4 protein-coding genes are annotated in these 4,417 nt (G+C 53.3%); all 4 read left to right on the top strand.

What is annotated here, in order from left to right; all coding sequences use genetic code 11:
- Positions 1 to 790 (top strand): ATP-binding protein (locus FDW95_RS23505; protein WP_249358930.1); only part of this gene is annotated, 790 nt, incomplete at its 5' end.
- Positions 787 to 1,509 (top strand): two-component system response regulator BaeR, encoded by a 723-nt coding sequence (gene baeR, locus FDW95_RS05775; RefSeq protein WP_115258084.1) that lies wholly within the window; start codon positions 787 to 789, stop codon positions 1,507 to 1,509. The genes FDW95_RS23505 and baeR, both read left to right, overlap by 4 nt.
- Before the next feature lie 79 nt (positions 1,510 to 1,588).
- Positions 1,589 to 3,697, top strand: coding sequence for a DUF4034 domain-containing protein (locus tag FDW95_RS05770; protein ID WP_115258083.1), 2,109 nt, complete (start codon positions 1,589 to 1,591; stop codon positions 3,695 to 3,697).
- Positions 3,697 to 4,410 (top strand): tetratricopeptide repeat protein, encoded by a 714-nt coding sequence (locus FDW95_RS05765; RefSeq protein ID WP_161959040.1) that lies wholly within the window; start codon positions 3,697 to 3,699, stop codon positions 4,408 to 4,410. The genes FDW95_RS05770 and FDW95_RS05765 overlap by 1 nt, the downstream gene beginning before the upstream one ends.
- Positions 4,411 to 4,417: the final 7 nt, after the last annotated feature.

Raw genomic sequence — 4,417 nt, 5'->3', positions numbered from 1 at the left:
GGGGGATTTCACCACCCGCGTTGCCCCCACCAGCACCGATGAACTGGGCAAACTGGCGCAGGATTTCAACCAGTTGGCCAGTACGCTGGAAAAGAACCAGCAGATGCGCCGTGATTTTATGGCCGATATTTCTCACGAACTGCGCACGCCGCTGGCGGTGTTGCGCGGCGAGCTGGAAGCGATTCAGGATGGTGTTCGCCAGTTCACTCCAGATTCGGTGGCCTCTTTACAGGCAGAAGTGGGCACGCTGACCAAACTGGTGGACGATCTCCATCAGCTCTCAATGTCAGATGAAGGCGCCCTGGCCTACCAAAAAACCTCCCTGGATCTGATCCCGTTACTGGAAGTCGCAAGCGGCGCGTTTCGCGAGCGTTTTGCCAGCCGCGGACTGACAATACAACTCTCGCTGCCGGACAGCATGACGGTGTTTGGCGACCGGGATCGTCTGATGCAACTGTTCAATAACCTGCTGGAAAACAGCCTACGTTATACCGACAGCGGCGGCGGTCTGCGTATTTCCGCCGAACAGCGCGAGCGCCAGGTCTTACTGACCTTCGCCGATTCAGCCCCGGGCGTAAACGATGCACAGCTGCAAAAACTGTTTGAGCGATTTTATCGCACCGAAGGTTCGCGTAACCGCGCCAGCGGAGGCTCCGGTCTGGGTCTGGCGATTTGCGTCAATATTGTTGAGGCGCACAATGGGCATATCCGCGCCGCCCATTCGCCTTTTGGCGGGGTAAGCATTACAGTAGAGTTACCGCTGGAACGCGATTTACAGAGAGATGTATGACAGAGTTACCCATTGATGAAAACACGCCGCGTATTCTGATCGTGGAAGATGAACCCAAGCTGGGACAATTGCTTATCGACTACCTGCGTGCCGCGAGCTATGCCCCGACGCTCATCAACCACGGTGACCAGGTTTTACCGTACGTGCGCCAGACGCCACCCGATCTGATTTTGCTGGATCTGATGCTGCCAGGCACTGACGGCTTGACCCTATGCCGGGAAATTCGACGTTTCTCTGAAGTGCCGATCATGATGGTCACCGCCAAAATCGAAGAAATTGACCGTCTGTTGGGACTTGAGATCGGTGCCGATGACTACATCTGTAAGCCCTACAGCCCGCGCGAAGTTGTCGCCCGCGTGAAGACAATACTGCGCCGCTGTAAACCCCAGCGCGAGTTGCAACAACTGGATGCTGCCAGCCCGCTGATCGTTGATGAAGGCCGTTTTCAGGCGTCATGGCGCGGGAAGATGCTCGACTTAACCCCGGCGGAGTTCCGCCTACTGAAAACGTTGTCGCATGAGCCGGGAAAAGTCTTCTCCCGCGAGCAGTTGCTTAACCATCTCTATGATGACTACCGGGTCGTGACCGATCGCACCATCGACAGCCATATCAAGAACCTGCGGCGCAAGCTGGAGTCGCTGGACGCCGAACAGTCGTTTATCCGCGCAGTGTACGGCGTCGGGTATCGTTGGGAAGCGGATGCCTGTCGGATAGCGTAATTAAAAAAATCTCACGCTTCGCAGTTATAGGCTACAGTGTAGGGAATTTACACCTACATCGTAGCCAAAAGGACTGTCCATGGTTCAGGATGAACGCATACTCAACGCAATGCGTGAGATGTGCAATAGCAAACTGCCGCATACTGACGAGCAACGCGTCTGGCATATCGCCAATATTCCCGTACTGCTGCGCGAAGCGCGCTACGATGAGCTAGACGCCCGCTTCAACCAGGCGCTGACGGACAGCTTCACCAGCCGTGAAGCTGAAAAGCGTTACTTCCTCGCCTGGACCCAAATGTGCAACCGTTTTTATGATATGGATGCTCTCGTCGATGCAGGTCCGCAAGGATTAGCTCTCATCAAAGCCTGGCAGCACGCCCGCCCGCGCTCGACTCACGCCTGGCTTGCCGAAGCCCAGTACTGGAACCACAGCGCGTGGCTTTACCGTAGCTATGGTTGGGCAGAGGAGACGTCTGCCGCAATGTGGGTTTGCGCCGGGGCCTGCAACGAGCGAATGGTCATTGCCGCATTGAATGCTATCGATTGCGAGCCACGCCAGTGGATGGTTGCCTTATTAACCAGCACCAACACAAAAGTCTTCGGTCAACCCGACTGGTTAATTGAATTTCTTGAGGGTACCGATTTCACCGGGCAACCGCTGATGCAGGTGTTAGCCAAATATCATCAGGATTCGCCGCAGGAAATGGAAACGCTGATGGCCTTTTCCGGGCTTTCTCTGGAAGATGCAGCGTGCCCAAATCTACCGCGTCCAGCGGTACTGCCGGATTGCAAGGGCGATGCCGAGGCTGAATACTGGCTCTCTGTGTGTCTGGCTATTTTTCCGCGCGCATTTTACGCGCTGGATGAATACATTCCATTTCAGATGCCACGCTGGGGTGGTTCACACGAGGGCATTCGTGAATTTCTGGCCTCACCAACCTGCGGCCATCTTTGTGCCGCCGAGCGCGAGCATCTGGAATTATTAATCTGGTGGGACACCTGTCGCGATTTGCGTATTAAGGAACTCGAGTACCCACCGGAACGGGAAACGTTTATCGCCAAAGCCGAAGATATTGCCCAGCGGGCGCATAGCCAAAGTTCTCGTCATCATGCGCTGGAGTGGCTGTTAACCTGCTATAACGATCTGAGCGATCTCGACGCCCTGTGGTATACCATTCAACGTGCGGTCGCGGAAAACCTCAAGCTGAGTCATTACTACACCGTGTACGCGCTAAAATTTGCGCTACGCGACTTCCCGGACACCTGGTGGATTTATAATTTCTTGCACCAGAACGCCAGGCAAACCGAGTTTTACGCCGCCAGAATCTACAGCGGCTATTTCCAGTACGCGGGATTATTCGGGTTTGAAAAAGATGAAGCACAGGGCATTGCCGTACTCGATAGCGTAGCTGCACTGGAATATAACAATAACTGGCAGTCAGCCATCAAAGATATTGACTGGCTCGATCTCCCGCAGCATTTTGCCTTACTGGCAGAGCTGGGTGCTCAGAGAAACCTGCCCTGCGCCTACTACTTGCAGGCCCTCGAATACAATAACCCAGACAACAATAGCCTGCTTCCTTATGATCCCGTTACCGCGCTAAATTATTTTCAGCGTGCAGCGGAGATTTTGCACCAACAGGTCGCGCTGCAAGAGAAGACCCCCTATCGACTGGTCGTTAACGCCGGTTACCACGCGTATCAACATGACCTGCAGGATATTCACAGCAAAATCGCCGATTGCTACGAACGTTTAGCCCAGCAAGAAACCCATGCCGGCATGCGTTCCGTTTACGAAAAAAACCTGCTTGATAATTTACATCAGGCCGATCGGTTCGGTTCGAAACAAGCCTGGAGCGTCTTCCTGCTGAAACTTCGCGAGGTAAATGATTTTACCCTGGCGCATTCCTATCTGAACATCCTGGAGGAAGAAGGCTACAACGGTACGGCGGAAGCCATGGTGACGCTGTCGTGGCTGTATGGTAATAAACACGACAAGAAACTGTTCAACATGAAAGCCAGTGCGCGCTGGGCCTATTTCTTTATTACGCTTTTCCCGGATCACGCGTTATTTACTGAATTATCTCCGCTACATTTCGATACCCTCGCGAAACGCTGTCGCTTTGCCTGGCATACCTCGAAAATTGCTGATTCAGAACTGCCGAATAAAGATATATGGAACAGATAATGCGCTTAATATTACTCTCCTTCTGCCCTCTGTTGCTGCTTTGCACGCCTGCCAGAGCAGAAATCACCGAGCAGCAGTTGCAAGCTGACTGCGCGAAAGTCCCTACCTACGCCAGCCAGGGTGAGCAGTTCTATAAAGCCAGGAACTATGCCAAAGCGCGTGAAGCCTTTGAAAAACAGGTGACCTGGAGCGAAGGTTGTCAGCTCGATCATAAAACCGTGGCGACGGCCTATAACAACGTGGCGCTAACCTGGATGCGTCAGGGTGAATGGCGCAAAGCGCAAGCCTGGCTGACCATTAATCCCAACGATGCCAAATCAATCTACAATCTGGGGCTTATCAAAGAAAAGTTAGCCGCATTGCCAAAAAGCGACTCCCCTGCCGGGGAATACTGGAACTATGCCGGTCTGGCAACCTGGGAAACGCTGATTGTTAAACCTACAGAGAAAAAATCAGACTTTCAGGTTGATTTCCAAGGGTATTATTTCGGCATGATGGCCCTCTATTACGGACCAAACATCGGCGAATTCTCAGAACTGATCACGCTGAATAACAATAAAGGCGTGATTGCACTCAGAGAGAGTGACTACATCCACTGCGATATCTCGCTGACGGTCACACCTGAAGGCATCGACGCCAGTACCGACGATCCGCAAAACTGCGGCTTCGGTATGTACGTGCGCGCCGACGGGCACTATCTGCGGGTTGATTGAACCCGCA

This window comes from Citrobacter sp. wls718 (assembly GCF_005280945.1).
Taxonomy (GTDB): Bacteria; Pseudomonadota; Gammaproteobacteria; order Enterobacterales; family Enterobacteriaceae; genus Citrobacter; species Citrobacter gillenii.
The sequence above is the reverse complement of the archived record's forward strand: the minus strand, read 5'-3'. Positions and strand labels throughout refer to the sequence as shown.

Coding starts and splice junctions, on each gene's coding strand:
- baeR (WP_115258084.1), top strand. CDS start 787: ATGACAGAGTTACCCATTGATGAAAACACGCCGCGTATTCTGATCGTG.
- FDW95_RS05770 (WP_115258083.1), top strand. CDS start 1,589: ATGGTTCAGGATGAACGCATACTCAACGCAATGCGTGAGATGTGCAAT.
- FDW95_RS05765 (WP_161959040.1), top strand. CDS start 3,697: ATGCGCTTAATATTACTCTCCTTCTGCCCTCTGTTGCTGCTTTGCACG.